This window comes from bacterium (assembly GCA_019637795.1).
In the GTDB taxonomy this organism is placed as follows: Bacteria; Desulfobacterota; Binatia; order HRBIN30; family CADEER01; genus JAHBUY01.
This window is the reverse complement of the sequence record JAHBUY010000009.1, coordinates 140,211-166,153: the sequence shown is the minus strand read 5'-3', so window position 1 is coordinate 166,153 and position 25,943 is coordinate 140,211. Positions and strand designations below refer to the sequence as shown.

The 25,943-nt window shown below is 72.2% G+C and carries 25 protein-coding genes; 5 read left to right on the top strand and 20 right to left on the bottom strand.

Annotated features, from left to right (window positions below; genetic code table 11):
• Positions 1-6: 6 nt before the first annotated feature.
• From KF840_25865 to KF840_25850, 4 genes are all read left to right on the top strand, one after another.
• Entirely contained in the window at positions 7-2,349 is a 2,343-nt protein-coding gene (locus tag KF840_25865) for a Smr/MutS family protein (protein MBX3028333.1), read from the top strand.
• A gap of 203 nt (positions 2,350-2,552) precedes the next feature.
• On the top strand, positions 2,553-2,885 hold the full coding sequence (locus tag KF840_25860) for a hypothetical protein (GenBank protein MBX3028332.1): 333 nt from the start codon (positions 2,553-2,555) through the stop codon (positions 2,883-2,885).
• Between the two features lie 239 nt (positions 2,886-3,124).
• The gene (locus KF840_25855; protein ID MBX3028331.1) at positions 3,125-4,273 is read left to right on the top strand and encodes an acyl-CoA dehydrogenase family protein; all 1,149 of its coding nucleotides are present in this window, start codon (positions 3,125-3,127) and stop codon (positions 4,271-4,273) included.
• A gap of 403 nt (positions 4,274-4,676) precedes the next feature.
• Complete coding sequence (locus KF840_25850) at positions 4,677-5,120, top strand: hypothetical protein (protein ID MBX3028330.1); 444 nt, start codon at positions 4,677-4,679, stop codon at positions 5,118-5,120.
• Between the two features lie 255 nt (positions 5,121-5,375).
• Here the strand turns inward: KF840_25850 and KF840_25845 are convergent, their stop codons facing one another.
• The 20 genes from KF840_25845 to KF840_25750 all read right to left on the bottom strand — a co-directional run bounded on the left by KF840_25845 (position 5,376) and on the right by KF840_25750 (position 24,987).
• Positions 5,376-5,945 (bottom strand): BON domain-containing protein, encoded by a 570-nt coding sequence (locus KF840_25845; protein ID MBX3028329.1) that lies wholly within the window; start codon positions 5,943-5,945, stop codon positions 5,376-5,378.
• A 22-nt stretch (positions 5,946-5,967) separates the two neighbouring features.
• Complete coding sequence (locus tag KF840_25840) at positions 5,968-6,819, bottom strand: hypothetical protein (protein ID MBX3028328.1); 852 nt, start codon at positions 6,817-6,819, stop codon at positions 5,968-5,970.
• A gap of 84 nt (positions 6,820-6,903) precedes the next feature.
• The gene (locus KF840_25835) at positions 6,904-7,998 is read right to left on the bottom strand and encodes an ABC transporter permease (GenBank protein ID MBX3028327.1); all 1,095 of its coding nucleotides are present in this window, start codon (positions 7,996-7,998) and stop codon (positions 6,904-6,906) included.
• Positions 7,995-8,603, bottom strand: coding sequence for an ABC transporter substrate-binding protein (locus KF840_25830; GenBank protein MBX3028326.1), 609 nt, complete (start codon positions 8,601-8,603; stop codon positions 7,995-7,997). The genes KF840_25835 and KF840_25830 overlap by 4 nt, the downstream gene beginning before the upstream one ends.
• Positions 8,600-9,523: an ABC transporter ATP-binding protein gene (locus tag KF840_25825; GenBank protein MBX3028325.1), complete on the bottom strand. Its 924-nt coding sequence runs from the start codon at positions 9,521-9,523 to the stop codon at positions 8,600-8,602. The genes KF840_25830 and KF840_25825 overlap by 4 nt, the downstream gene beginning before the upstream one ends.
• A gap of 32 nt (positions 9,524-9,555) precedes the next feature.
• Positions 9,556-10,971: a TolC family protein gene (locus KF840_25820; protein ID MBX3028324.1), complete on the bottom strand. Its 1,416-nt coding sequence runs from the start codon at positions 10,969-10,971 to the stop codon at positions 9,556-9,558.
• Positions 10,971-12,203 (bottom strand): sulfotransferase, encoded by a 1,233-nt coding sequence (locus tag KF840_25815; GenBank protein MBX3028323.1) that lies wholly within the window; start codon positions 12,201-12,203, stop codon positions 10,971-10,973. The genes KF840_25820 and KF840_25815 overlap by 1 nt, the downstream gene beginning before the upstream one ends.
• Complete coding sequence (locus KF840_25810; GenBank protein MBX3028322.1) at positions 12,200-13,222, bottom strand: flippase-like domain-containing protein; 1,023 nt, start codon at positions 13,220-13,222, stop codon at positions 12,200-12,202. The genes KF840_25815 and KF840_25810 overlap by 4 nt, the downstream gene beginning before the upstream one ends.
• Positions 13,219-13,833 (bottom strand): CDP-alcohol phosphatidyltransferase family protein, encoded by a 615-nt coding sequence (locus tag KF840_25805; protein MBX3028321.1) that lies wholly within the window; start codon positions 13,831-13,833, stop codon positions 13,219-13,221. Before KF840_25805 ends, KF840_25810 begins: the two co-directional genes overlap by 4 nt.
• Positions 13,834-13,841: 8 nt before the next feature.
• Positions 13,842-14,228 (bottom strand): hypothetical protein, encoded by a 387-nt coding sequence (locus KF840_25800; GenBank protein ID MBX3028320.1) that lies wholly within the window; start codon positions 14,226-14,228, stop codon positions 13,842-13,844.
• Positions 14,229-14,270: 42 nt separating this feature from the next.
• Positions 14,271-14,810, bottom strand: coding sequence for a hypothetical protein (locus KF840_25795; GenBank protein ID MBX3028319.1), 540 nt, complete (start codon positions 14,808-14,810; stop codon positions 14,271-14,273).
• Between the two features lie 83 nt (positions 14,811-14,893).
• Positions 14,894-15,472 carry a cysteine rich repeat-containing protein gene (locus tag KF840_25790; GenBank protein MBX3028318.1) on the bottom strand — a complete coding sequence of 193 codons (579 nt, stop codon included), beginning with the start codon at positions 15,470-15,472 and terminating at the stop codon, positions 14,894-14,896.
• 11 nt (positions 15,473-15,483) lie between these two features.
• The gene (locus tag KF840_25785; GenBank protein MBX3028317.1) at positions 15,484-15,729 is read right to left on the bottom strand and encodes a cysteine rich repeat-containing protein; all 246 of its coding nucleotides are present in this window, start codon (positions 15,727-15,729) and stop codon (positions 15,484-15,486) included.
• Between the two features lie 18 nt (positions 15,730-15,747).
• The gene (locus tag KF840_25780) at positions 15,748-16,539 is read right to left on the bottom strand and encodes a hypothetical protein (GenBank protein MBX3028316.1); all 792 of its coding nucleotides are present in this window, start codon (positions 16,537-16,539) and stop codon (positions 15,748-15,750) included.
• 2 nt (positions 16,540-16,541) lie between these two features.
• A complete protein-coding gene (locus KF840_25775; GenBank protein ID MBX3028315.1) occupies positions 16,542-17,426 on the bottom strand; it encodes a DUF2092 domain-containing protein in 885 nt (294 codons plus the stop codon).
• Positions 17,427-17,514: 88 nt separating this feature from the next.
• A complete protein-coding gene (locus tag KF840_25770; GenBank protein MBX3028314.1) occupies positions 17,515-19,053 on the bottom strand; it encodes a DUF1254 domain-containing protein in 1,539 nt (512 codons plus the stop codon).
• Positions 19,054-19,318: 265 nt separating this feature from the next.
• Positions 19,319-20,167 (bottom strand): neuromedin U, encoded by an 849-nt coding sequence (locus KF840_25765; GenBank protein ID MBX3028313.1) that lies wholly within the window; start codon positions 20,165-20,167, stop codon positions 19,319-19,321.
• Positions 20,164-20,394: a hypothetical protein gene (locus KF840_25760; GenBank protein MBX3028312.1), complete on the bottom strand. Its 231-nt coding sequence runs from the start codon at positions 20,392-20,394 to the stop codon at positions 20,164-20,166. The genes KF840_25765 and KF840_25760 overlap by 4 nt, the downstream gene beginning before the upstream one ends.
• Before the next feature lie 234 nt (positions 20,395-20,628).
• The gene (locus KF840_25755) at positions 20,629-21,903 is read right to left on the bottom strand and encodes an outer membrane protein transport protein (GenBank protein MBX3028311.1); all 1,275 of its coding nucleotides are present in this window, start codon (positions 21,901-21,903) and stop codon (positions 20,629-20,631) included.
• A gap of 123 nt (positions 21,904-22,026) precedes the next feature.
• Positions 22,027-24,987, bottom strand: a complete 2,961-nt coding sequence (locus tag KF840_25750; GenBank protein ID MBX3028310.1) for an AAA family ATPase — start codon at positions 24,985-24,987, stop codon at positions 22,027-22,029.
• A 292-nt stretch (positions 24,988-25,279) separates the two neighbouring features.
• Here KF840_25750 and KF840_25745 point away from each other — a divergent pair, with 292 nt between their 5' ends.
• Positions 25,280-25,933: a paraquat-inducible protein A gene (locus KF840_25745; protein ID MBX3028309.1), complete on the top strand. Its 654-nt coding sequence runs from the start codon at positions 25,280-25,282 to the stop codon at positions 25,931-25,933.
• Positions 25,934-25,943 lie beyond the last annotated feature (10 nt).

Below are 25,943 nucleotides of genomic sequence, written 5' to 3'. Positions count from 1 at the left end.
GGCGGCATGCGGCCGCGCGATCTCGTCGCTCTCGACTTTCCGCGCGTCACGGCGCGGCTGGCGGAGCTCGCCGCCTCGCCGGCCGGGCGGGAGCGGTGCCGGACGCTGGCGCCGATCGCGGATCGCGCCGCCGCCGACCGCGCGCTCGACCGCGCCTGGGAGCTGCACCGGCTGCTCGAGCGGCACGGCGATCCGCCGCTGCCGGCATTCGCCGACGTGCGGCCGCAGCTCCGCAGCGCGGCGCACGAGGGCTTCGTGCTCGACGGCAGGGCGCTGGTCGCCGTGCGCGACACCCTGGCGGCGATCCGCGCCGCCGGCGCCTTCTTCCGCCGCCACGGCGAGGCGGCGCCGACGCTCGCCGGCCTCGCCGAGCGCCTGGTCGCCTTTCCCGCCCTGGAAGCCGAGCTCGGGCGGGCGCTGGATGACGACGGCAACGTGCTCGACGCCGCCAGCCCGGCGCTGGCGCGCGTGCGCGCCACGATCCGCCGGCTGCGCGACGGCCTGCAGCGCAAGCTGGAAGAGCTGGTGGCGCGGCGCGGTCTCGCCGACGTCATCGGCGACCAGTACGTCACCCTGCGCAACAACCGCTTCGTCGTCCCGGTGCGCGCGGCGGCGGTGAGCCAGATGCCGGGCGTGGTGCAGGATCGCTCCGTCTCTGGCGAGACGCTCTTCGTCGAGCCGCTGTTCGCGGTCGAGATGAACAACGAGCTGCTGCTGGCGACGCGCGAGGAGGAGCTGATCGTGCAGCGCATCCTCGCCGATCTCACCGGGCTGGCCGGCGCCGGGCACGCGGCGATCAGCGACAGCATCGACGCCCTGGTCGAGGTCGACTGCCTGGTGGCCGCCGCCCGCTTCGCCCGCGCCTACCGCTGCACGCGCCCGCGCTTCAGCGACTACGCGGTCGAGCTGCGCGAGGCCCGCCACCCCGGGCTGCTCTTCACCGGCCGGCCGGTGACGCCGATCGACGTCCTGCTCCCCGCCGACCGGCGCGTGCTGGTGGTCACCGGCCCGAACACCGGCGGCAAGACGGTGGCGCTGAAGACGCTCGGACTGTGCGCGTTGATGGCGCAGAGCGGCGTGTTGATCCCCGCCGCCGAGGGCGCGCGCCTGCCGTGCTTCGCGGCGATCTACGCCGACGTCGGCGACGAGCAGAACATCGAACGCAACCTCTCGACCTTCTCGGCGCACGTGGCGAACCTGCGCGAGATCGCCGCCGCCGGCGCGCGCGGCGCGCTGGTGCTGCTCGACGAGCCCGGCGTCGGCACCGATCCCGAGGAGGGCGCGGCGCTCGCCGTCGGCCTGCTGCGCTGGTTCGACGACCAGGGCGCGCATCTCGCGCTGACCACCCACTACACGCCGGTCAAGCTGCTGGCGCTCGAGGACCCGCGCTGCGCCGTGGCGGCGGTGGACGTCGACGTCGAGTCGCTGACGCCGCGCTATCGCCTGGTCTACGATTCGATCGGCCGCAGCCTGGCGCTGCCGATCGCGCGCCGCCTCGGCCTGCCGGAGGCGATCCTCGACACCGCGGCGAGCGTCCAGCCGGCACAGGCGCGCCTCCTGAACGCCGCCCTCGAGCGCCTCGAGCGCACCCGCGCCGCGCTCGCGGCGCGCCTCGGCGCCGCCGCCGAGCAGGCGCGCATCCAGGAGGAGAACGCGGCCGAATCGGCGCGCCTGCTCGGCGAGCTCCGCGAACGCCGCCGCGGCGCCTGGCAGGCCGAGGTGCGCGAAGCGCGCGCCTTCCTGCGCCAGCTCAAGGCCGAGGGCCGCGCCCAGCTCGAGGGGGTGCGCGGCGTGGTCGAAGCGCGTGCCGCGCTGGACCGTTTCACCCGCGAGCAGGAGGCGGCCATCGCGGCGCGCGAGCAGCTCGCGGACGCCGCGCCGCCGCCGCGCGCGGCGCCGGCGGCGAGCGGGGAGGTGGCGGTGGGCGACACCGTCGCGGTCGGCGACCGCGGCATCGAGGGCGAGCTGCTCGCGGTCGATGGCGCCCGCGCCTGGATCCAACGCGGCACCATGCGCTTCGAGGTGCCGGCGGGCCAGTTGCGCCGCATTGCCGCCGCCGCCGCGCCGCGTGCCAGCGTCGCCATCGCGTCGGCGAGCGAGGAGCGCGGCCTCGGCGAGCTGAACGTCATCGGCCTGCGCGCCCGCGACGCGCTGGAGCGACTCGAGGGCTTCCTCGATCGCGCCGTCCGCGCCGGCCAGGACACCGTGCGCATCGTCCACGGCATTGGCAGCGGCGCCCTGCGCCGCGCCATCCAGGACCACCTCGCGACCTCGCCCTACTGCGCCGGCTTCCGCGGCGGCGAAGCCAACGAAGGGGGTGCCGGGGTGACGGTGGCGACGCTGCGCTGAGGCGGAACGGCCGCCGTCGGCGGTCAGCGCTCGGATGTCGGCTCTCGGATCGAGGGGTGCCGGTGGCGGGGACGGAACGCTACATGCACTGCGGATCGATCGCCGAAGGCCGCGAGCTGACAGATGGCGGCCGAGAAGCCGAGAGCTGACAGCCGATGACTTCTGTGCTTTACAGCGCCCACGTCTACCGAGGGAGGACCGACATGGCGGCAGGACCCAGGGAGCGGATCAACAAGCTGATCAGGGACGTCGAGAAGGCGGCGCGGCAGTTGCGGCGCGACTTCGAGAAGCGCGCCAAGGCGGCGCCGAAGAACCTGCAGCAGGTCGCTGATCGCCTGCGCAAGCTGGCCGACATGCTGCGCAAGAACGGCGTCGACATCGCGACGCAGGTCGAGAAGTACGTGCACGAGCTGCGCCGCAGCCTCGAGGGCGCCGCGGCCAAGCCGGCGGGCGCCGCGAAGAAGGCGGCGCCGCGCCGCCGCGCCACGACGACGCGCAAGAAGGCGGCGCCGCGCCGCCGCAAGCGCACCGCCTAGTGTCCCGAGTTGGAAGTTCGTTGCCTATTTCGGCAAGCAATCGGCGCCCCTGCCAAGGCGTCCCGACGCAGGAATATCGGGAATATTCCAAGGAGGGGCAACGCAGCCAGGGGCGTCGAGGGCCGGCGAAATAGGTGACGAACTTCCGACTCGGGACACTAGGTTGCTTTTCACCACGGAGGGACGCAGGGTCCTCTGTGTCCGTCTGGTTTTCCCTCCGTGTTCCTCCGTGGTGAGCCATGAAGCGAGACCTCTTCTCTCCCGAGCACGACCTCTTCCGCGAGCAGTTCCGCAAGTTCGCCGAGAAGGAGATCGCGCCGCGCGTCGCGCAGTGGAACGAGCGCGGCATGAGCGACCGCGAGACCTGGCGCAAGACCGGCGCGGCGGGCTTCCTCGGCGCCAACCAGCCGGTGGCGTACGGCGGGTCGGGCGGCGATTTCCTCTACGACGCCATCATCATCGAGGAGATGGCCGACATCCGGGCGCACGCGATGATGATCTCGCTGCACTCGGACATCGTCATGCCCTACCTGCTGCACTACGGCAGCGAGGAACAGAAGCGGCGCTGGGTGCCGGGCGCGATCGCCGGCGAGATCCTGCTCGGCATCGCCATGACCGAGCCGGGCACCGGGTCGGACCTCGCCAACGTGCAGACCCGCGCCCGCCGCGACGGCGACCACTACGTCATCAACGGCAGCAAGACGTTCATCTCCAACGGCCAGATCGGCGACCTCTTCGTCGTCGTCTGCAAGACCGACCCGGACGCGCAGCCGGCGCACAGGGGCATCAGCCTGATCCTGGTCGAGGCCGACACGCCCGGCTTCGTGCGCGGCCGCAAGCTCGACAAGCTCGGTCTGCGCGGCCAGGACACCAGCGAGCTCGCCTTCGAGGACTGCCGCGTGCCGGTATCGAACCTGCTCGGCGTCGAGGGCCGCGGCTTCGTCCAGTTGATGGAGCAGTTGCAGCAGGAGCGGCTGAGCATCGCCGTCGCCTCCATCGCCTCGTGCCGGCGCGCCCTGCTCGACACCATCGCCTATACCAAGGAGCGGACGGCGTTCGGGCAGCCGATCGCGGGCTTCCAGAACACCCAGTTCCGCCTCGCCGAGCTGGCCACCGAGGTCGAGGTCGGGCAGGCGTTCATCGACAAGCTGCTGGCGGCGCACGTGCGCGGCGACGACATCGTCACCGAGGTCAGCATGGCGAAGTGGTGGACCACCGACCTGCAGAAGCGCCTGACCAGCGAGTGCCTGCAGCTCTTCGGCGGCTACGGGTTCATGCTCGAATACCCGCTGGCCATGGACTACGCCGACGCCGCCGTGCAGTCGATCTACGCCGGTACGAACGAGATCATGAAGGTGATCATCGCCCGCCGGCTGGGACTGGGGTGAGCGGCGGACTCGTTACGAGGCCGTGGCGACGCTGCTCAGCCGTCGCCGGCGCTGAACGCCTGGGCTGCTGTGGGTCCACTCCCGCTTCTCCGGGAGCCTCTTCGCCCCCAGGGGCCGTGGCACGGCCGGCCGGCGGACCGCGCGCCGCGGCGCCGGTTCACGGTCGGCCGATCGCGGGTCAACGCGTGGAACGGGCCAGAACCATGACCGACCCAGGCGGCAGCGACACGCCCGTCAAACCCCGCAGCGACGCCTGCCGAGCCCCAGGTTTGAATCCCCGGAACGGTCCGTGTAACGGGTCCGTCTCGTGGCCGGCAGAACAGCTCGACCGGAGGTCTCCATGTGGCCAAGTCCTCTTCGCCAGTCCGTCGACGCGGCACGCCTCGCGCTCCGGCTGCCTCGCGTGTGCGCGACCGCGCTGCTCTCGGCCACACTGGCCGGGTGCCTCTCCAGTGAGTACGTCGGCCGGTCGTATGCGCCGACGTCGCACGTCGACGTGTACTTCGACGCCAAGGACGTGTCGCGTCCGTACACCGTGATGGGCGAGGTGCGCAGTCAGGGGGACGAGATCTTCTCCTTCGACCGGATCCAGAAGGAGCTCGTCGAGAAGGCTCAGGCGGAGGGAGCCGACGGGGTGATCATCCTGGGCACCGGTCGGGAGCGGATCGGCACCTCGACGAAGACGGATACGCAGGTCCGCACGACGGAAACCTCGCAGCTCGGTGTCGACGACAGCGGCAACCTGCGTGGAACGACGGTCACCGCCGGCGGTGTCACCACCACCGGCGCCACCAGCGACATCAACGTCAAGGTGGTCACCGGCCAGTTGATCAAATACACGAAGTAGTCGGGCGGCCTTCTGGCCGCAGCAGCGGCGGACGGTCGCGCCGCGAGTCGCGCCGCGGCGCGTGACGCCGCCGGCATCACCTCGGGCTGCCGCTGGGAGCCGCCGAAGGGAGATGGCGTCGGTCAGCGGTCGATCCGGCGGAGTCGCGCCGCCTGACGCCGACGTCCTCGACCGGGGACGCGACGCCCCGAACGGCTTCCCCGCCTGGGGCGGCAACGCCACGCCGACGGCATCCGTACGATCCGTGGTGGCGCGTCAGTCCGGCAACTGGATGTACGAGCGCACCGACAGCACGCCGGGGACGGCGCGGGCGTCGGCGACGAACTCGTCGATCTGCTCGACGCTGCTGGCGACGCCGACCAGGATGACGTGGCCGGAGTAGACGTTGATGTCGACCTGGCCGGCGACCAGGTTGGGATCGGCGATCAGCGCCGCCTTCACCTTGCCCTCGAGCTCGAGGTCAGCGGCCTCGTCGGGCTCGGAATCGACGAAGAAGGTCTCGACGCGCGCGACTCCGGGGGTGGCGCGGGCGATGCGCACCGCGGCGCGGCCGGCGTCCGAGCCCGGCGGCACCACGCCGGCGAGGACGACGACGCCCTGGCGGCAGTAGGCCGAGAGGCTGCCGGTCCCCGGCACCGGCGATTCCAGCAGGGCGGCCTTGAGCTTGGCTTCGATCTCGTCGTCCGAGAGCTGCACCGACACGGGCCGCACGTCGGTGGCGACGCCGTAGGTCTGCGTCACCACGCCCACCGCGGCCATGTACGGGTTGCAGCCCGCCGCCAGCAGGCCGGCGGCGGCGGTGAGGCGGATCGCCAGTGCGCGCATGGGGTCGTCCTTTCCGACGCGATCACCAGTCGCCGGTCTGCGGCGAGCGGATCACCGGCGCGACGGTGAGCTGGATGATGGCCTGCGGCGCGTCGGGGGAGCGCACCGGGCAGTAGTCGGCTTCGATCGACAGCTTCACCGGCAGCGTCCAGGGGCGCACCACTTTGCCGACGGTGACGCCGATCGGGAACGTCACCTGCTCGCCGGGGGCGTTCTTCCAGTTCACGGTCATGGTCGGCGACGTGCCGACGTTCCAGCCGTCGCCGAACACGTAGTTGCCGATGTACTGCAGGTGCATCTCGCTCACCGTCGATCGGTTCCCGGCGTAGGAGTACCACTGCTGCAGGATGACGCCAGCCAGCCAGCGCTCGACGCGGTAGCCGAGCACGCCACCGGGCCCGACCTGCCACATGCCCTGGCCGGTGTGCTTCAGGTTGGCGGTCGGGAACACGAACGTCGGCCCGACCGCCACCAGCCACGGATCCGAGCGCGGACCGATCGCCAGATCGAGGATGGTGTCGCCGACGCCGGTGGTGCGCCGCACCTGGTCGCTGGCGTTCACGAACGCGGTGTCGTCGACCAGCGTGAATTCCGGCCGCGCGATCAGCTTGAACCGGTCGCCGAGCGCCCAGGGCAGCGTGGGCTGGAACTGGAACTGGTTCTGCAGGTGGTTGCCGTGCCCGCTGAGCAGCAGGAAGTTGAGGGTGTTCTTGGTCTTCAACGACCACGTCAGGCTGACCGGATCGGTGACCCGCTGGTTGATCTCGCGTGCCGCCTGCGGGGTGTCGAGGTCGCCGATCTCGACCCGTGCCGATGCCTGCCGCGCAACGGCAGCGATGCTGACGAGACACAGCAAGCGGAAAGAATGCTTCACCGCAGAGACGCGGAGGCGCCGAGACTGCGAGTGCAACGACATGGTCTCCGCGTCTCTGCGCCTCGGCGGTGAGGGGTTCATCACTCAGGTGTCCGCGTAACGGAAGCAGCGCAGGCCGATGGCGAAGGAGACGACGCCGTAGGCGATCAGCACGCCGAGCGTCGGCAGCACGTCGAGCAGGGTCCGGCCGCGCAGCATCACGTCGTGGATGGCGAACATCGACCAGGTGGTGACCACGGCGCGTCCCGCCGTCTGCATCCACGCCGGCTGGTTGAAGAACGGCCACCAGCAGCCGCCCAGCGCCGCCAGGACGAAGACCGCGGAGAGGCCGATCGGGATGATGCGCTCGCGGCTGCCGGCGGCGGCGGCGACCAGGACGCTGAAGCACGCCATGGCGAAGACGATGCAGACGACCGCGGCGAGCAGGGCCGCCGGCGAGTCGCCCAGCGTCATGCCGTAGGCGAGGCGTCCGAAGCCGAGCAGGATCAGGAGCTGGGCGATGCCGACCAGCATGCGGGCGCCCAGCTTGCCGCCGAGCACCGCGGCGCGCGACACCGGCGCCATGGCCAGGCGGTGGCTGGTGCCCCACACCTCCTCGTCGCGCAGCCCGAACGAGACCGAGAAGATGAGGCTCATCAGCACGAACATGAGGCTGAAGCCGGGGACGTGCTGTTCGAGCGAGGAGAAGCGCAGGTGCCGGCTGGTGAGGCTCTTCTCGTCGAGGTGCAGCAGCTCCTCGCCGAACGGATCGCCGAGCGAGGCGGCGTCGCGGTCGGCGAGCAGGAAGACGACCCGGATGGCCTGCAGCTCCTCCCATTCCGCCGGATCGGTGAGCAGCTCGAGGGTGCTCGGCTTGTTGGTGAGGTAGCGCTTGCTCAGACCCGCCGGCAGCACCAGCAACGCCGCGGCGCGGTTGTCGACGGCGACCATGCGCTCGCCCTCGGCGCGGTCCACCAGCCGCACGTCGAGGTGCTCGCGGAACACCTTGATGAGGGCGTTGGCGACCGGCCCCTCGTCCTCGTTGACGATCGGGAAGGGGATGCCCTGCGTGCCCTTGCCGCTCTGGATCTCGGCGATGACGGCGATGACGACGATCGGCACCAGCAGCAGCGAGACCAGCGCCGAGCGATCGCGGGCGATCAGGCGCACGTCTTTCACCATCACCGCCCAGAGCTTCACGGTTCGTCCCCGCCCTGGCCGTTGGGACCGTACTTGCGCCGCATGCGGTCGAGCAGGTCCGCCGGCGAGCCGCTGGTCAGCAGGCGGTCCATCTGGCGCCGGAAGTTGGTGGTCAGGCTGAGGTCCTCGATCTGGATGTCGGTGGCGAGCCAGCGCGTACCCTGGCGCCGCATGCGGTAGGTGACGGCGAAGTCGTCGCGCGGCGTGATGATCGTGGTGTCCACCCGCGCCTGGTCCTGGCCCTGGAGGTCCTCGCCGACGAAGCCGAAGTCGGGCCGCTCGAAGAGCAGCAGCTTCTGCACGTAGGTGCGCTGGAAGAGCTCGCGGAACAGGACCAGGAACTCGCGCTGTTGCGCGGCGGTGAAGGCGCCCCAGTGTTTGTCGAGCGCCGTCTTGCCCATCGTATCGGTGTCGAGAAACCCCGCCAGCAGCGCGGCCAGCTCGGCCAGCTTCCGATCGTGCGTGGTGTCGCGATCGATGATCACCCGCGTCTGCTCGAGCGTGGCGCGGGTCTGGGCCAGGGGGCCGTCGGCGGCGTTCCCCGGCATCGGCGCGGCGAGGCCGGCGGCGAGGCCGGCGACGAGGAGGAGGCGGCGGATCGTCATGGATCGCGCAGCGCCCGTCCGGTCAGTTGCAGGAAGAGCGTCTCCAGGCTGGCGGGGGTGATGGTGATGGTGGCGTCGTCGGCGGCCGCGCCGAGCGCCTGCTGCAGCGGCGCGAGCAGGCGGGCGGCGCCGTGCACGTAGAGGCGGACGCCGCGGTCGATGGCTTCGAGGCGCAGCACCCCGGGGGCGGCGCGCAGGCCGTCGAGGGTGGTGGTGGCCGGCAGGCCGCGCAGCTCGATGACCTCGGAGCAGCCGGCGCCGGCGAGCAGCTCGTCGAGCCGGCCGGTGGCGACGATGCGACCGCCGTCCATGATCGCGAGGCGGTCGCAGAGCCGCTCCGCCTCCTCGAGGTGGTGGGTGGTGTAGAGCACGGCGCTGCCGGTCTCGCGCAGATGCGCGACGAGCGCGAACAGGCGGTCGCGCGATTGCGGGTCGACGCCGACGGTCGGTTCGTCGAGCAGGATCAGGCGCGGTTCGTGGACCAGGCCGGCGACGAGATTGAGCCGGCGTTTCATGCCACCCGAGTACGTGCCGACGCGGTCGTCGGCGCGCGCCGTCAGCCCCGCCAGCTCGAGCAGGTCGGCGACGCGCCTGGCGCGGGCGGCGGCGGCGACGCCGTACATGCGCCCGAAGAAGCACAGGTTCTCGCGTCCGCTCAGCTCCGGGTAGAGCGCGACCTCCTGCGGCACGACGCCGACCAGGCGGCGCACCGCCGCGACGTCGCGACTGATGCGGTGGCCGAACACCAGGGCGTCGCCGCTGCTCGGGCGGCGCTGGGTGGCGATCATGGCGATGGTCGACGTCTTGCCCGCCCCGTTCGGCCCGAGCAGCCCGAAGACCTCGCCGGGGTCGATGCGGAAGCTCACCTCGCGCACCGCCTCGAGCGCGCCGTAACGCTTCGCCAGGCGGTCGACCTGCAGGGCGGCGCCCGACGCCGCCGGCTGCGCCGCGCTCACGGCGTCTCCGGGCCGCGCGTCGGGGCGGCGTCGTACTGGAGCGCGGTGAGCTCCGCGCCGACGCTGCGACCGAGGGTCGCGATCGCGACGTTGTAGTCGTAGACGGCGCGGAAGTGGTCGGTGGATGCCTCGGTGTAGGTGCCGACGCCCTTGAACAGCTCTTCCGCCTCGCCGATGCCGAGGTCGAAGTTGGCGACCGTCAGGACCAGCAGGGCGCGGCCGGCCTTGCGCCCCGCCGCGGTGGTGCGCATGGTCTCGCGGGCGCGCTCGACGTCGCTGTACGCCGTGCGGATCTCCAGGTCGATGCCCGACCGGGCGCGGCGCGCCTGGGCCCGCAGCACGTCGAGCTCGGCCTGCGCGTGGTCGACGCGGGCGTTGGTCTGCCAGAGGCTCAGGTTCCACTGCACGCCGAGGAAGACGTACGGGAAGGTGTAGTTGAAGTTGTCGTAGGCGAAGGGGTTGGACTGCTCGGTGCGGTTGGGCGCGTCGGCGTAGCGGAAGCCGCCGGCGAAGAAGAGATCGGGGTAGTAGCCGGCGCGGGCGCGGTCGACCTTCGCCTGCTGCGCGTCGAGCCCGTCGCGCAACTGGCGCACGTCGGGGCGGCGCGGCGGGCCGGTCTCGAGATAGTGGGCGAGGGGCGCGATCTCCGCCGCCACCGGCTCGAGGCGCGTGTCGCCGATCGCGATCTCGGTGTCGTCGCCGAGGCCCATCGCCTGGCGCAGCGCGGCGAGGCTCAGGGTGGAGCTAGCGTCGATGTCGACCACGCCGCTGGCGATCCGGGCCCGACCGGCCTGCAGCTTGAGCAGGTCGATCTCCGTGACGCTGGTCGATCCGGCGTCCAGGCGCTGCTGGGTCTTCGCCACCGCCTTGTCCATGTCCGCCAGCATGTCGTGCAGCACCAGCCCGAGCATGCGCGACAGCAGCACGCCGTAGTAGAGTTGCTTGACCCGCAGCACGACGTCGGCGCGCGTCGCCTCGCCGCCGGCGGTCTCGCTGCGCAGGCCGAGCTCGGCGGCGTCGAGCGCCGACGAGAGCTTGCCGAAGGTGAAGATCGGCACGCTGAGGCCGATCTCGCCGCGGACGTAGGGGCCGAGATCCTCGAGCAGCGAGTTGCGGTTCTGCTTCGGCGGCCCGAGGATGTCGCCCGTCGCGCCGTTGACGGCGCCGAACTGCTGCTCGAAGCGCACCTGGCCATAGCGGCGCGCCTCGGCTTCGCCGAGCGCGGCGCGCGCCAGGGCGATCCTGGCGGCGGCGGCGGAGAGGTCGGGGTTGTTGTGCAGGGCGGTCTCGATGCAGTCGGCGAGGTCGTAGGTGAGCGGCGCCGCGCTGGCCAGGCTGGCGAGGCCGAGCCACGCGGCACCGAATGCCGCGCGCCATCGCCCGCCCCGCCGGGCGCGCCGCGCGCCCGCCATCACAGCCCGAAGCGCGCGCAGTAGGCGGCGAAGGCGCTCCGCACCCGCGCCGGCTCGAGCCCGAACTGCGCCAGCGTGTACCGATGCCGTCCGAAGCGGTCCTTCGGGTGGGCGGCGAGGAAGCGGCGCATCCGCTCCTCGGCGCTGGGCGTGAGCGCGCGATCGAGCCGCGCGTACACCTGCCGCACCGCCGCCAGCGGATCGCGGACCAGCGCGTCGTAGCTCACGTCGACGACGCGCGCCGCCGGGAGGACGCCGCGGTCACGCGCGGCCAGGGCGCGGGTCATGCCCTCCGCCCAGCGGGCGCAGACCTCGGCCCCGATCTCGTGCGGATCGGCGACGTCGCTGAAGGTGCTGCGCAGGGTGAAGTGGAGGCTGGCCACCGAGGCGGCGACCTGCAGCGGGTCGCGATGGGTCATGATCACCGCCGCGTCCGGATAGACGTCGGCGATCGCCTCGATGCCGTAGAGGTGCGCCGGCGCCTTCAGCACCCAGTGCCGCGGCGGTGTCCGCCACTGGAGCTGTTGCAGGATCTGGCGGTGCTGCGCGTAGGCGGGGCGCAGGTCCTGCGCCTCCAGCCAGGCCTGGTAGCTGGGCACGCGATGGCTGGTCTGGAACTGGAAGCTGAGGAACGAGTGGCTGGTGATGATCAGGCATTCCTCGGGCAGACTGGCGCCGATCGGGTGGATGCGGCGGAAGTCGGGCGCCAAGCGGTGGAACCACCGGATCTGCCGCTCGGCCAGCTCGCGCCGCCGGTCGTTGCGGCCGCGGGCGCGGCCGCGCGGCGGCACCGGGTACATCATCTCCCAGTGCAGCGGGGCGCGATGGCCGGGATCCTGCGCCAGCAGACCGTGCAGGAGCGTCGTGCCGGTGCGCGGCAGGCCGGTCACGAACCACGGCTGGCGGATCGGCTCGGCGGCGAGCTCGGGATGGCGCTGGCGTTCGGCGACGAGTTGCAGCCGGTTGGCGAGCAGGCGGACGGTGTCCTGGCGGGCGGCGATGCGGCCGAGCAGCGTCAGGCCGGCCTCGCGGTCGTACGAGCGCAACAGCCGCTCGAGCGGCGGGCGGAAGCCGGGCTCGCCGAAGTCGCGCAGGCCGGTGCGCGCGCTGGCGTCGCGCAGCAGCAGCGCCGGATCGAGCTGGACGTAGCGCCTGCCGGTGCCGCGCAGCGCCCGGCTGCCGCGGCGGATGATCTCGCTGAAGGCGCGCGCCTTCAGGCTCGTCTCGTTCATCGTTCCCCCACCCCGACGGAACCCACGGCCGCGTTGCGGACCGCGGCCTCCTCGAAGAGCCAGACCGCCAACCCCGGCAGACCGAGTAGCAGCTCGCGGCTGCGCTTCACCAACGACAGCGCCAGCGCCGTCTCCGGCGCGATGCCGAAGGCGCCGCCCAGCAGCAGGTAGCCGCCCTCCTGGACGCCGAGCGCGCCGGGGACGAAGAACGCGGCGCTGCGCAGCGCCTGGCCCAGGCTCTCGATCAGCAGCGCGGTGACCACGTCCACGCCATGGCCCAGGCAGTAGAGCCCGAGCCATACCTCGCCGGCGCCGGCGATCCAGCTCGCGAGATGCCAGGTGGTGGCGCCGACCAGCGCCGCGCGACGCCCGTAGAGGGCGCGCACCGCGGCGTCGATCGCCGCGGCATCGCGTCCGAGATCGCGCTGGCCGAGGCGGCCGGTGACGGCGCGCAACAGGCGGGCGCCGCCGGCGAACACGTCGCGTCGCTGGGCGAGCACGAAGCCGAGCAGCGCCGCCGCCATGATCGCCGTGCCGAGCAGCACCGGGCCGGCGAGGCGGGCGCCGGCGGTGCTCAGCAGCAGCCCCAGGCCGAGCAGGGTGAAGACGATCTGGGCGACGACGTTCAGGGTCACGTCGAGCACCACGCTGGCGCCGGCGGCGCCACCGGCGACGCCACGGCGCGCCAGCAGCGTCGCGCGCACGACGTTGCCGCCGATCTGCGCCACCGGCAGCAGGCCGTTGACCGACTCGCTGATCCAGCGCGCGTGCACCAGCGCGCCCAGACCCACGGGCGCCGCCGGCGGCAGCAGCCGCCGCCAGCCGAGCGCGTTGGCGAGCAGCGGCACGGCGTGGAAGGCGGCGATCGGCAGCAGCGCCGGGCCGGCGACGGCGAGGGCGGCGACCACCGCGCCGACGCCCTGCGAGCGCAGCACGGCGACGAACAGCGCCGCGCCGCCGGCGGCGGCGAACACGCCGGGGCCGATCAGCGGCGCGCGGCGCGCCGGCGGTTCGCTCACCGGGCGCCTCGCGCGCCGCGCCAGGCGCGCGCCGTCCACAGGGCGAACAGCGGCGCGCCGATGCCGGCGGCGAGCACGAAGGGCGGCAGCCAGCCGAGCCAGCCGAGCGGTGCGATCAGGTACAGCACGTCGCCGAGGTCGAAGCCGGCGGCGCTCGGCTGATCGAGAGCGCCGGCGACGCCGCGCTCCGCCAGGTCGCTGCGCAGGGTGAAGATGATGACCAGCGCCGCGGCGCCGGCCACGCCGCAGGCGACGGCGAGCCCGCCGAGCACCGGGCGCGTGTGCAACGCCAGGCCGAGGAACAGCGCCGTCCGCGCCACCAGATCGCACTGCCGATCGTAGAGATGGCCGAGCGCCGAGGCCTTGCCGGCCGCGCGCGCCAGCTCGCCGTCGGCGTGATCGAGCAGGGCCGAGAGGATGTAGCAGACGCCCGCCCAGAGCGCGGCGGGCGCCGTGCCGACGGCGTAGAGCGCCGCCGCCATGAGCCCGGTGAGCAGCGACGCGGTGGTGAGGTGGTTCGGCGTGACGGCGGTGTCGCGCAGCGGCTGGATCGCCCAGCGCGCCAGGCGGCTGTCCCACGGCTTGATCTCGGCGAGGAGCGGATGCGGCATCGGGCGACTCAGTTGGCGGCGAGCGGCGCTCCGGTGGCGAAACGCGCGCTCGGCCTCGGTTGCAGATCGCCGACCCGGCGGCCGCGGGCGCCGCGGCAGGCGGCGGCCAGCGCCGCGGCGCGGCGCGCCAACCCGTGGGCGCCGTCCGGCGTCGAGGGGTCGCCCTCGATCCGGGCGACGATGCCCGCCTGTCGCGACGGGGCGAGGTCGAGGAAGTCCGCGCAGGTCATGCGGGCGGCGAGCCGGTCCTCATCGAGCGCGGCGGCGAGGGTGACGCCGAGCGAGAGCGCCAGCAATTGCAGCGCGGCGCGAGAGGACGGGCGCGCCGCGTTGCCGGTCCGGCGCCGGCGCGAGGACACGAGCGGGGCGCGGCCGTGCGGTCGCGACGCTGGCATGATCGAAGAGGTCGTTCCGGCCGCCCGCGCACCGTCATCCGGTCAGAAGGCCTGCGCGATCTTCTTCCAGACGGATTCCTGCGGCGTCGGCTTGCAGGCGACGAGAATGGTGGCGGTATCGCGCCTGAGATCGATCGCGCCGACGTCATCCTGCTTCACTCCGTGGTTGTAGCCGTCGATCCAGTAGGCCACTTCGGGGCGCTCGCTCTCGCTCAGGTCGGCGAACTCCTCGCAGGTCATCCTGGTCGGCTGGACGTGCTTGCTGCCGCCCGGCATGTGCGCCCGCACCTTGTCCCAGAAGCTCTCGGTCGGTGCCTGCTCGCAGGCAACGACCAGCGCCTGGGTCTGGCGGTCGACGTCGACGACGCCGATGTCCTGCTGCCGCAGCGTGCCGGCGCGCGAGTAGCCGTCGGCCCACGCGATCAGCCGCGGCTGCACGTCGCGGCCGAGGGCGAGGAACTCGGCGCAGGTGGTCTTCTTCGGATCGAGGGTGAATCGCGGCGCGGCGGACGTCGCCGGCTGCTTCGCGGCGCAGCCGAGCGCCAGCGCGGTGAGTGCGATCAGCATATGGTACGGGCGCATCGTATGTCTCCGGTTCCGGCGCCGTCGGCGAACGCTGGTCGCCGCCGGCGCCGGAGTGGGGCATCGGGGTTCGGCGCGGGGCCTCAGTCCTTCAGCCAGGCCTGGAACAGCGCTTCCTTGCACTGCTCCGAGAGCTGCGAGAGGTGCGACTTCATGCACTGTTTGACGCGGCCGCCGCCGACCGGGACGTTGCTGCAGAATTGGTCGATGTCCGCCTTGCAGGCGGTGAGCACCGCGCTCTGGCTCGTTCCGGCCGCCGCGGGCGCCGGCGCCGCGCCGTTGTACGCGCCGCCATACGCGGGCGCCGCCATCGGGGCTGGCGCCGCCATCTCGCGGCCCGGATTGGTGGCGAAGCAGGTCTCCGTGCCCTCCTGACACATCACCACCACCGTGGTGCGTTCGCCGCAGCCCTCGACGCCGACGGTGTATTCGAGCCGCTGCAGCCCCTGCACCCAGGGGCCCTGGATGGCCGGTTGGATGAAATCGGACGACAGCACGGTCGCCGTCGCGGTCGGACAGTTCATGTCGAACCGTGCCCGCTGCAACGCCACCTGCTCCGCCTGGAACTGACGCTGTTGCAACATCTGCTGCTGCGTCGCGCAGCCGGCGAGGAGCAGGGCGAGACAGGCGACGAATCGAGGGGCGCGCACCATCGGACGCATCGGTCGCCTCACTAGTCCTTCAGCCACGCCTGGAACAGCGCTTCCTTGCACTGCTCCGACAGCTCGGGGAGGTGCTGCTTCATGCACGCCTTCACGCGCCCATCACCAACCGGAACATTGCTGCAGAACCGCTTGATGTCGCCTTTGCAGGCCGTGAGCACCGGATGCTCGCCGGAGTTGCCGCCCGGCATCTGCGCCATCGCGCCGCCGGCGGACAGGATCAGCAGTGTCGTCACGAACGCGAATCGGGTCACCATGCTCCGTCTCCTTCGTTGTCAGGGCGTCGGCACGACGCGGTAATAGACGCCGTTGGCGCCGTATGACGGTTTGAACCACGTGTTGCCGCACAGGTAGTAGGTCGTGGCGGCGAGCGTGGTGGGCGAGCAACCGGCGGGCAACGTCGCGTAGATCGCGCCGGTGGTGTAGGCGGCGCTGGTGCTGCCGGCGGCGTACCCGGCGGTGTACGCGTTGGCCGCCGTGTTCGCTTCCGCCGCTTCGCCGATGGCCGCGCCGGTCGCCAGTCCGAGCGTCGCGCCGGCCGCCGCGGCGCCGGCGCTCGACCAGCCGCCGCAGTCGTAACAGCCCGAACCGTAGTAGTTCACCGTCGTCGGTGGGTGATAGCCGTAGTAGGTGCCGCCGTAGTACGTCGGATGATAGGCGTTGTCGGTGCCGTACACCGTCGTCGTGCCCGAGCCGGCGGTGTGATACGCGGTCGTGCCATAGGCGTTGTGCGCCGTCCAGGTCCCCTCGCCACCCGAGGCGGAGCCGCCGTAGGCCCCGTGGGCGGTCCAGGAGCCGTCGCCGCCCGAGGCCGTTCCGCCCTCGGCGCCGTGCGCCGTCCACGAGCCGCCGCCGCCGGAGGCGGTGCCGCCCCAGGCGCTGTGGCCGCTCCAGGACCCATTGCCGCCCGCGGCCGAGCCGCCCCAGCGGCCGGAGTGGGTCCAGGAGCTGTAGGAGCCGGAGGTGCTGCCGCCGAAGCGATTGGCGTGCGCCCAGGCAAAGGCGGGAGCGGCGGCCAGAGCCCCGGCGAGGAGGCCGACGAGACCGAGTGCGAGGCGTGTCGTCATGGTCATTTCTTCCTCGCCGGCGTGGTCGGCTTACCTGCGGTTGGCGGCGTCAGGCCCGGCGGCAGCATCGGATCGGGACGCGCGAAGTCGATGCGGGTGGTGCTCGCGGCGCGCGCGCTGGCGAACGCATCGGGAGCGATCGCGACGTCGAGCTGCCAGTCCGACAGCTCCAGGTCGTGGCGGAGCTGGGCGGGATCGGCGGCGTAGATGGCGCGCAGCCGGCGCGGCAGCTTGTCGTCGGCGCCGATCCAGGCCTGCACGAAGACGGCGTCCGTGGCGTAGGCGATCATGTCGGTGGTGGTGCCGCCGACGATCTTCGACTGGCCGATGTAGAACGCCAGCTTCAGGCTGCCGGCGAGATCGCCGTATGGGTCGGCGACGATCACGTCGGAGAAGGGGAAGTACATCGCCGCCATCTCATAGGCCTTGGCGAGCGCGGCGTCGACGGTCGGCGGCGCGTCCGCCACTGCCACCAGGTTCTCCGCCGGCGCGAAGGCGATGAGCTGCGTGCCGGTGTCGTAGAATTCCGCGGGCGGTCCATCGCCGGTGGTGATGACGCGCAGCTTGTCGGGGCGCTGGAGGGTGACCTCCGAGCGCGTGGTGTAGACGAGCGGCGGGCCGAGCAGGCTCGGGTTCTCGTAGCTGACGACGGCGGTGAAGCGCATCGTGCGCGCCGCCGCCAACGTGGCGCTCGCCGCCTTGAGGATGTCGATCGCGCGTGGTTCGAGCTCGAGCGTGACCGGCACGGTGGCGGCGGCAGCGGCCGGCGTCGGTTTCGCGGCCGGCTTCGCGCGGCGCGTCTGGGCGCCGGCGCGGCCGCCCGCCACGGCGACGAGGCCGGCGATGCCCAACGCCGCGCCACGCAGGATCAGACGCGTTCCGGTCATGCGTCGGGTGGCTGAACGTGTCCCGACATCGTGCGGCATCTCGACGAGCGTGTTGCCCATGGCGTCCTCGCGTGCTGCGCCGGGTGCGTCAGGCGGCGGGTTCGATCTCGCCCGGGCGCCAGGTCTTGTCGAACCACGGCTGCAGCGGACCGTAGAGGCGCAGCAGCATGTTCCAGGTCGTGCCCGGCATGGTCTGCACCCAGTTGTGCGCGTCGCCCGCGGGCGGCTTCGGGCCGAAATGGATGTCCACCGAACCATCGGCGTTGACCTTCAGTCCCTTGGTCTGGCTGCTGACGCTCGGGTACTGCGCGTCGGTCTGCAGCATCGACCGCGTCTGGTTGTCGTAGAGGATGACGGACCAGAAGTCCTTCACCGGGATGTTGGGCGGCAGGTGCAGCGTGTACGCCTTGCCGCCGTCGAGCGGACGGTTCTTGGCGTCGACGAAGGCGGCCATGTACTGCGATCCCTCGCCGACGATCTTCGAGTCCATCGCCGGGGTGATGCCGGTGGCGTAGAAGAAGAATCCGGAATAGGCGTCGAGATTGCGGGCGCCGTTCTCCTTGAACTGGTAGCCGCCGACGAACCCGAGGCGCCAGTGGCTGCCGGGATAGTAGTAGCCCTCGGGCGTGCGCCATTGGTACATGATGGCGCGCGCGGTGGCGTCGCCGACCGTCGCGGCCTCGGCGAGGATCTTCTTCATGCGCGCGTCGGGCGCGAACGGCTTGCCCTTGGCGATGCCGATGGCGGCCCAGAAGCCGAGCGTCGTGGCGTTCACGGCGTCTGTCGGTTCCTCCTGCACCACCCGGTTCAGCATTTCCCAGAAGCGGAAGTCGGTGGGGGCGAGGAGGTTGAACGGCTTGCCGGACATGTCCACGAAGTTGAGCGGCGGCGCCGTGGCCGCCTGGCCGACGGGATAGATCTTCAGCGTCTTCTTCACCGCCTCGACGCCCGGCCGCGGGTCGCCGTCGACCAGGAAGGTCCGCCACGGCACCCAGACGCTGAACGAGCCGGCGCGAATCACGAAGTGATCCGGCGGCAGCTCGCCCTTGTAGCCCGGCGGCACGAGCACGTACCTGCCGCCCTGGCCGCGATCCGGGCCGGTGATGCCGACGTCGCCGTTCCAGCGGTACCAGAGGTCGTCGACGAGCCCGAGGACCTTCGGCGGCACTTCGACCACCAGCGGACCCGCGCGCAGGTCGAGCCACAACCAGGTGTACGGCGTGTTGTCGTTGGCGGTGAGCTCGACGGCGCGCGAGTCCACCATGTTCTCCCAGATGGGCACGGTGACGTTGGCCGGACCGATCTGCAGGGTGGCGTCGCGGTTGGCGGCCTGGCTGACCACCGGCAGGGCGAGCAGATAGGCCTGCACGGCGCGCTGGAAGTCGAGGTTGTCGAAGAGCTTCTCGGTGCTCGCCGGGTCGGGGAAGCCGCCGGAGAATTTCAATGTTCCGAATCGCGTCTCGACGCGATCGGGAATCGCGACGCCGGACGGCAGCGCCGTCGAGAACTTCGCCTTCGGATTCGCCGGCGGGCCGTTGAGGAATTGCGCGTCGGCCGCGACGGCCGCCACGAGCGCAGCGAGAACGGCCGCGATCGCCAGTTGCACGCTGCTCGAGATTGCCTTCATGGTCGCTCCTTCGGCGCCGCGGCGTTCCGCGCGGCAGTGTCGAGTTGTTCGATGTCCTCGGGTGCGCGCTGCGACCGAGTGATCGACAGCGTCACCGTATCGAGTCTGCCGGTGAAGCCGAGCGGCACCGTGTAGTCCTCGTCGTTGACGCGGCTCAGGGTGTCCGAGCCGATGTCGAAGCGGTCGCGAGTGCCACCAGGTCGCGGCGGTGTGCGCGGCGGGGGCAGGTCGCCATGATGCGTCTCCTTCGCGACTCCGCCGTCGTTCAGCGCGGGAAGAGGAAGGCAAACTGGAAGCGCAGTTGCCAGTCGGGGCCGAAATCAGGCGTGACGGCGTTGTAGAAAGGGACGATCTGTGTGTTCAGCGGCAGGCCGACCTTGCCGATCCGCCACACCTTGCCGACCCCGCCGCCGACCGGAACGGTCCAGTGGTTGCCGCCGCCGGTGGCGAAATCGCCGGTGATGATCGGCGCGCTGACCAGATACCAGCCGTCCGACAGGTTGTAGTTCACGAAGGGCTGCACCAGGAGGTGGTTGTAGTCGCCCTTCCAGCCGACCATCGACCACTGCTGGTTGGCGAGCGCGCCGACCACCCAGGGGCCGTCCTTCCACACTCCGACCGCGGTCGGCCCCATGCTCCACTGGCCGCTGCTGAGCTGGTTGACCGTCGCGGTCGGCAGCGTGGTGGTGACGCCGACGCCCCAGACCAGGTGCTCGTCACTCGCCGGCGACAGGAACACCGAGGGGTTGATGTCGCCCATGCCGAAGGCGCCGTCCATGCCGGGAAACAGCGACGGCTCATTGATGATCGGCACGATGGTGCGGGTGATCAGATTCCAGTCCTCGTTGAGCGGAATCGGGATCACCGGCTCCACGTTCATGAACCAGACCATCCGGTTCTTGCTGCCGGCGTTGAAGTTGAAGTTGTTCTGGAACGGCACGCTGATCAGGTTGGCGACCGGGTTCTGCGTCTCCTTGGCGAGCGCCGTCGCATCCTGCTCGTGCGCCGGCGCGTCGGCTGCCGCCGCGCGCAGCGGCGCGCCATGGGCCAACGCCATCGCAATCACGGCGGCGCCGAGCAGGCGCGTCGCCCCACGGAGGGGCCTCGCGCTCATGATCTCGATCCCTCCCCCGACGGCCCGCCCTGCTCCTGCAGCAGCCGCCGGATCGCTGCGGTGAGCTCCTCGGCAGAGGTGAATCGGGCGCGCCGCCCCGATTGCAGATGCTCGACGCGGCCACAGAACTGCGCCGTCCCGTCCGCCTCGCGGCTGAACTGCACCACGAACGCCTTCCACGCCGGCAGCGCCGGTTCCGCCGACTCCGATGCGCGCTTGAGGATCACGGTGCGAACAATCGCAGAGGTCGGCCGCCGGGTACGGAAGCTCGGCGGAAAGTTCGCGGAAACGACACCGCGACGCATGCCAGGCGCCGCGGCCGAGGGCCGGCGCCGCCGCGATGCGATTCCGCGCCCTGGCGCGGCAGGGCGGGATGCCAGCGTCGCCGGTCGCTGATCCGCGGCGGCATTCCTCGTCGGCGGCGCGGGCCGGCCGATCGGCGCGGGCACCCCTGGCCGAGATCAGAAGCGGCGGATCACCGTGAAGTTGAAGACGTTGAGCGAGTAGGCCTGGTAGTCGCCCTGGAGGGTGCCGCTGGGGCGCGCGACGTTGATGTTCGCCTTGCCCAGATCGGCGTACTCGTAGGCGGCGCCGATCGTGTAGTCGGCGTTGACGTCGTACTGGATGCCGGCGGCGAAGCGGAGCTGCTGGTCGACCGGCAGCGCCGGGCTGCGGTTGTGCTCGGTCGCCGGCGAGCTGTCGTAGGCGAAGCCGAGCAGCAGCATCGTCGGCTCGCCGAGCCGGTAGTGGGCGCCGATGGCCCCCTGGAAGCTGCCGTCGTAGTTGGTGTTCACCGCCTTGGCGCGCGGCGGGGTGGTCGACAGCGCCACGTTGACCTCGCCGAACTGGCTCCAGTCCTGCCAGTTGAAGTTGGCCATCAGGGCGAGGTCGTCGGTGACGTCGCGGTAGACGCTGACCATCACCTCCTGGGGGATCGAGACGCCGAGGTCGAGCGACGAATCGAGCACCCCGGCGCGGCGCAGCGCGGCTTCGAGGACCGGGCCGAGCTGGCCGAAGGACGGCACGTCGCTGAAGCGCTGGTCCACCTGCGAACGGTAGGTGATGCCGAGTCGCGTCCTGTCGTCGATCTCGAACAGCGCGCCGACGTTGCCGCCGAAGCCGAAGTTGGTGTCCTGGTATTTCATGAAACCGTCCGGCAGCGATTCGGCGACGTTGTTGATCGCCAGCTCGTCCTTGAGCTTGGCCCACTGCGCCGAGAAGCCGACGCCGAGCGACAGCCAGGGCAGGACGCGGTAGGCGATGACCGGGTTGAGGTTGAACGTCAGCAGCTCGGCCTCGGTGGTGATGTAGCGGCCGGCCCAGTTGGACTCGTAGTTGACCGCACCGCCGACGTACGAGTTGAAGGCGATGCCGAGCTTGAGGTCGTCGCGCAGGCTGTAGACGCCGTAGATGCCGCCGGCCGGGATCAGGCCGCCGGCGTTGCCGCCGTTGGTGCCGCTGATGGTGGTGCCGGCGCCCCTGTCGAACTCGGCGGTGACCACCAGCGGCTGCAGGCCGAACAGGAGTTGCGAGGGCAGCCGCGTCATGCCGGCGGGATTGCCGAAGGTCGTCGCGGCGTCGTTGGCGAGGGCGGCACGCCCGGCGCTGGCGGTGCCGACGTCGGGCACGGCGGTTTCGTACACCCACAACCCACCCGCCCAGGCGCGGGAGGCGCCGAAGGCGAGCGCGAGCCCGGCGAGCAGCGGCGCCAGACGGCGTGATTCTACGGACAGCATCGTGTTCCCCCTTCGTCTCGGCGACCTCGCAGGTCGCACTCCGTTCAACATCTCTCAGACCGCCGCACCGACGGTCCGGAAACCGTCGCGAAACTTCGCGGAAACTCCGCCCGCAAGCCGCCGTCAGGCGGGCGCGGCGCCGCCCAGCGCGGCGAGCAGGCGCGCCGCCTCGTCGGCGTCCCGGTTCGCCGGATCGAGCGGCAGCGGGCGGATCGCCGCGGCGAGCAGCGTGATCGCTTCGTCGCCCTGTCCCTGGTCGGCGAGGTGGGCGGCCAGGGACGTCGTCGCCCGCAGCTCGAGGCTGAGCGCCCCCGCGGCGCGCGCCATCTCGACGGCTCGCCGCAGCGCCGCTTCGGCTTCGCGCCCGGCGCGGCCGCGGCGTCGCGGCGCCGCCGCCCGCAGCAGCAGACCCTGCACGCGCCACAGCTCGGGCACGTACAGGCGCTCCAGCGTCTCGTCGCCGACGCGCAGGCCGTCCGCCACGACCCGCAGGCCGGCGGCGCAGTCGCCGGCCTGCAGATGGGCCTCCGCCAGCAACGCGCAGAGAACGGTCACCAGGACCCGTGACCCCGACGCCGCGAGTTGGTCCCGCGCCGTCCCGCCGGCGACCAGGGCGCCGGCGCTGTCTCCGGCCAGCATCCGAGCCCCGCAGTCCAGGACGCTGGCGAACGCCTGGCCGAACTCGAAACCCTCCCGGTTGGCGACCACCAGGGTACGCCTGGCGGCGTCGGCGGCCATCGCGCCGTCGCGGCAGAACAGGGCGGTGAGCCCGCGATGGCCGTGGCAGATTGCCTGCCAGCCGATCGAGCAGTGGGCCAGCGCGGCCTCGATGCCGGCGTCGCTGACGGCGAGGGCGGCGCTCGTCTGGCCGCGGAACCACAGCGCCTGGGCGTAGTGCATGACGCTGTCGATCAGCGCGTCGCTGAGCTGCGTCGTCGGTTGCCGGCGGCGGAAGTCGCCGCGCGCGAACAGGCGCGCCCCGTGCTCCACGGTCTCCGCGTAGCGGCCCTGCATCATGCCCAGCCGCAGGGCGACGCTCTCGGCGAGGGTGCGGGTGGTATCGTCGGCGAGGCGCTCGGCGAGGCGCATCAGCTCGGCGGTGAAGCGCGGCGCCAGCTCGCGGTCGGCCCGCATGCCGTAGACGTGGCAGAGCGCATAGACGATCTCGAAGCGCTGCGCGTCGGTGCCGGCGCGGTCGCACAGCACGAGGGCGCGCTCGCAATCGCCGCGCAGCGTCTCCGAGGCCATTCCGTGCCGGTCGCAGAGCAACGGCCACAGCCGCAGCCGCAGCGCCAGCTCCTCGCGATCCCGCCGGGTCGGATCGGGACAGCGCGCCACGATCGTCAGCGCCGCGTCGAGGGAGCTGATCGCCTCGCGCGCGGCGAAGCGTCGCTGCGCCTGCTCGGCGGCCGCGATCAGGTAGCCGACGGCGCGCGTCGGGTCGCCGCCGTGCTCGAAATGGGCCGCCAGCATGGCCGCCGGTGGGGTGGCCGCGTTCTCGGCGTACAGGGCCTCGAGCGCCTCGCCGACGCGGCGGTGCAGGCGCTGCCGCGCCGCGTCGGGGATGCCGTCGTACACCGCGCGGCGATGCAGCTCGTGGGCGAAGGCGACGCGCAGGCCGCCCCGCCGTTCCGGCTCGCTGGCGGCGGTCTCGAAGCACAGGAGGCGCTGCGTCCGCGCCAGCGCTTCGCACCGCGCCTCGACCTGCTCCGCCGGCAAGCCGAGGGCGGCGGCGACGAGGTCGGGCAGGAACGACTGTCCGACCACGCTGGCGGCCGCCAGGAGCTCGCGGTCGCCGGGGCTCAGATCGTGGTACTGGACCTCGATCATGCGCCGCGCGTCGTCGGGGACGCCGAGCTCGGCCTGCTCGAGCCCGGGCGAGAACGCCCAGCCGGGGGCGGTGTCGAGCACCAGCCCGCGGGCGACCAGGTGTTCGACCACGGCGCCGACGAACAACGGGTTGCCGTCGGTGTAGCGGTGCAACCGATCGCTCAGCCCCGCTGGCGCGTCGGCGCCGGGGAAGCGGGCGGCGAGGTAGTCGTCGACGTCGCTCCCTGCGAGGTCGTGCAGCGGGATCTCCACGCACTGCCGGCGCGACCGCATGTGGCGCGCGGCGTGGGCCAGGACGTGATCGGTGACCACCAGGTCGGCCGGCCGGAAGGTGCCGATCACCAGCAGGCGGGCGGGCTCATCGCGCGCCGCCAGCTCGAGCAGCAGATCGACCGTCGCCGGGTCGCTCCAGTGCAGATCCTCGAGCAGCAGCACCAGCGTCACGTCGCGGGTGAGCGCCTCGGTGAGCACCGCGAGCTCGCGCAGCATGCGCTCGGGGCGCGCCGCCTGCAGCGCCTGGCGCAGCGCCGTCTCCTCGTCGCCGAGCAGCCAGGGCATCTGCGCCAGCCAGGTCGGGGCGGTGTGGCGCAGGAGCGCGACCAGACGTTCGCCGTCGGCGCGCCGCGCCAGTCGCTCGAGCGCGCTCAGCACCGGCATGTAGGGCTCGCGCAGCCCGTGCTGCTCGATGCAGCCGGCGCGGCCGATCCACGGATCGGCCCCGGGGGGCAGGGCGGCGAGGAGCTCCTGGCACAACCGCGTCTTGCCGACGCCCGCCGCCCCCGTGACGAAGACGATCTGCCGCGTGCCCCCGACTGCCGTCTGGTAGGCCCGCTGCAGGCGCTGCAACTCGACGGCACGGCCGACGAACGGCAGCCGGCGCGGCTCCGCCGGCTGCCACGGCGTCGGCGCCGGATCGCCGGCGGCGAGGAAGCGGAAGCCGCGGCGGTGCACGGTGGCGATGAAGCGCGGCGCGCTCGGGTCGTCGCCGAGGACCTGGCGGAGCTCGCCGATCGACTTGGTCAGCGTGTCCGGCGTTACCGCCACGTCGGGCCACACCGCGTCGAGCAGCTCGTCGCGCGTCACCAGCGCGCCCGGCCGCCGCGCCAGGTGGAGCAGCACCGCCCAGGTCTTCGGCCGCAGCGGCAGCGGCTGCGCGCCGCGGTACAGGAGGCCGGCCCGCAGGTCGAGCCGAAAGGCGCCGAAGCGCACTTCGGGCGGCGGCTCCCCCGCCCGCGGCGCGACCTGCGTCGGCATCAGCTTCTCGACTCCATGGCGTATGCGGCCAGCGGGCTGATAACAGGCGTTCCATCATGAGAGAAGGGGTCGGGGCCCGGCCCCGGGGAAGACGGCAGCGCCTGCCGTGCCATTGTGTCGGCCGCCGCCATGATCGTAGAGGGGCGCCGTGCCGAGCGCTCTCATCGCCTGCGAACGCGGCCCCGGGGCGTCGGGAGAATTTCCGCCCATCTTCCGGACCCGGCCCGGGCCGGGTGCGATGAGGGCTGCCTGAGGAGTGCGCGTGGACCCCGACTCCGCGTTCAACGTTCCGATCGCCGATCCGTCCCTGATCGCCTGCCCGCACTGCGACCTGTTGCAGCGCCTGCCGGCGCTGCCGGCGGGCGGGTCGGCGCGCTGTCCGCGCTGCGATCGCGAGCTGGCGCGCGCCCGGCCGGATGCGGCGACGCGCAGCCTGGCGCTCAGCCTCGCCGCCGCCTGCCTGTTCGTGGTCGCCAACGCGGTGCCGATGCTCGGGCTGCGGGCCGCCGGGCGCGACGCCTCGACCACCGTGATCGGCGGCGCGATCCACCTGTGGACGCACGACGAGCGCATGGTCGCGGCGCTGGTGCTGTGCACCGCGGTGCTCGCCCCCGGGGCGCAGATCGCCCTGATGCTGGCGGTGGCGCTGGGGGCCCGCGCGGCGCGGCCGGCGGCGTGGGTCGGGGCGCTCCTGCGCCACCAGCCGGCGGCGCGCACCTGGAGCATGATCGAGGTGATGCTGCTCGGCGTCCTGGTGGCGCTCATCAAGATCGCCGACTACGCCAACGTCATCCCCGGCACGGCGCTCTTCGTTCTGGCCGGGCTGGTGTTCGTGCTGGCGGCGATGCAGGCGAGCTTCGACGCGCGCGACGTCTGGGCGCGCGTCGTCTGGGCGGATGCCGCGGCCGAGCCGGCGGCCGATCTCGGCCCGGAGCTGGCGTCGTGACCGCCGTCAG

Bases quoted from the DNA above. Each gene is read 5' to 3' on its own strand.
- KF840_25865 (MBX3028333.1), top strand. From the start codon at position 7: ATGCGGCCGCGCGATCTCGTCGCTCTCGACTTTCCGCGCGTCACGGCG.
- KF840_25860 (MBX3028332.1), top strand. From the start codon at position 2,553: ATGGCGGCAGGACCCAGGGAGCGGATCAACAAGCTGATCAGGGACGTC.
- KF840_25855 (MBX3028331.1), top strand. From the start codon at position 3,125: ATGAAGCGAGACCTCTTCTCTCCCGAGCACGACCTCTTCCGCGAGCAG.
- KF840_25845 (MBX3028329.1), bottom strand. From the start codon at position 5,945: ATGCGCGCACTGGCGATCCGCCTCACCGCCGCCGCCGGCCTGCTGGCG.
- KF840_25830 (MBX3028326.1), bottom strand. From the start codon at position 8,603: ATGACGATCCGCCGCCTCCTCCTCGTCGCCGGCCTCGCCGCCGGCCTC.
- KF840_25820 (MBX3028324.1), bottom strand. From the start codon at position 10,971: ATGGCGGGCGCGCGGCGCGCCCGGCGGGGCGGGCGATGGCGCGCGGCA.
- KF840_25815 (MBX3028323.1), bottom strand. From the start codon at position 12,203: ATGAACGAGACGAGCCTGAAGGCGCGCGCCTTCAGCGAGATCATCCGC.
- KF840_25805 (MBX3028321.1), bottom strand. From the start codon at position 13,833: ATGCCGCATCCGCTCCTCGCCGAGATCAAGCCGTGGGACAGCCGCCTG.
- KF840_25800 (MBX3028320.1), bottom strand. From the start codon at position 14,228: ATGCCAGCGTCGCGACCGCACGGCCGCGCCCCGCTCGTGTCCTCGCGC.
- KF840_25795 (MBX3028319.1), bottom strand. From the start codon at position 14,810: ATGCGCCCGTACCATATGCTGATCGCACTCACCGCGCTGGCGCTCGGC.
- KF840_25790 (MBX3028318.1), bottom strand. From the start codon at position 15,472: ATGCGTCCGATGGTGCGCGCCCCTCGATTCGTCGCCTGTCTCGCCCTG.
- KF840_25785 (MBX3028317.1), bottom strand. From the start codon at position 15,729: ATGGTGACCCGATTCGCGTTCGTGACGACACTGCTGATCCTGTCCGCC.
- KF840_25780 (MBX3028316.1), bottom strand. From the start codon at position 16,539: ATGACGACACGCCTCGCACTCGGTCTCGTCGGCCTCCTCGCCGGGGCT.
- KF840_25775 (MBX3028315.1), bottom strand. From the start codon at position 17,426: ATGACCGGAACGCGTCTGATCCTGCGTGGCGCGGCGTTGGGCATCGCC.
- KF840_25770 (MBX3028314.1), bottom strand. From the start codon at position 19,053: ATGAAGGCAATCTCGAGCAGCGTGCAACTGGCGATCGCGGCCGTTCTC.
- KF840_25765 (MBX3028313.1), bottom strand. From the start codon at position 20,167: ATGAGCGCGAGGCCCCTCCGTGGGGCGACGCGCCTGCTCGGCGCCGCC.
- KF840_25755 (MBX3028311.1), bottom strand. From the start codon at position 21,903: ATGCTGTCCGTAGAATCACGCCGTCTGGCGCCGCTGCTCGCCGGGCTC.
- KF840_25750 (MBX3028310.1), bottom strand. From the start codon at position 24,987: ATGCCGACGCAGGTCGCGCCGCGGGCGGGGGAGCCGCCGCCCGAAGTG.